This window comes from Sphingobium tyrosinilyticum (assembly GCF_042654265.1).
Taxonomy (GTDB): domain Bacteria; phylum Pseudomonadota; class Alphaproteobacteria; order Sphingomonadales; family Sphingomonadaceae; genus Sphingobium; species Sphingobium tyrosinilyticum.
The window spans coordinates 1-941 of record NZ_JBHSFZ010000042.1; the positions used below are offsets into that span (position 1 = coordinate 1).

1 pseudogene is annotated in these 941 nt (G+C 57.2%); it reads right to left on the minus strand.

Annotation, left to right across the window (positions count from 1 at the left end):
* Positions 1 to 26 precede the first annotated feature (26 nt).
* A pseudogene (locus ACFO3E_RS15230) lies at positions 27 to 864 on the minus strand (IS5 family transposase).
* Between the last annotated feature and the right edge of the window lie 77 nt (positions 865 to 941).

The window sequence follows — 941 nt, forward strand, 5'->3', positions numbered from 1 at the left end:
TGCTTAGAGCCGGATTCGGAAGTTTCTCAATTCTGACAAAGCCTTGCGGTTCTGCGCCTGAGCATGCGGATTGAAGCGATGAGGGTCCAAGCGGTGTGGACGAGGCGATGGATCGCTCCCAGTCTTTTGCGAGCCGACGACAGCGCCCGAGCCAAGCGAAAGTCCGTTCGACAACCCACCGACGGGGCAAGACCTCAAAGCCAGTGGCCTTGTCGGATCGCTTTATGATTTCGATGGTCCAGCGTCCCATGGTGGCAAGAGCAGACCTGAGCTTGTCACCGGCATAGCCACCGTCAGCGAAGATATGGCGCATCCACGGGAACCGCTTACAGATTGCAACCAGTACATCAACGGCGCCATCTCGATCCTGGATATCGGCGGCATGAACGAGGATGAAGATCAGGAAGCCGCAGGTGTCGGTCAGAATATGGCGCTTCCTGCCTTTTACTTTATTGCCCGCATCAAGCCCGAAATCCCGCCACTTTCGGTGGTTTTGACCGATTGACTGTCAATCGCGCCGGCGCTGGGCGACGCCTCACGCCCCTCAATTTCACGCAGGTTCATGACCAGCACCGTGTTGATCGCGTCAAACAGACCAGCATCCCGCCAGGCGTAGAAGTAGCGTCGCACCGTCGACACCGGCGGGAAGCATTTGGGCAGCAAACGCCACGCACATCCGCTCGCCGCAATGTAGAGCATCGCATTGAGAACCTCCCGCATATCAGCTGTGCGCCGCCGACCACCTGTCTTCGCGGGCGGAATGAATGGCGCTGCCAAAAGCCATTCCCCCTCTGTCATATCGCTTGGATATTGCAGTCCATCCCGGCTATGTTCCCGCCGGGCAATACCAGTCCATGCCGCCATTCACTCCATCTCTTCGCAAAGAGGCGTGAATCACAACATACTGGTATTGCTCAACAACTTTCGGATCTGGCTCTTAG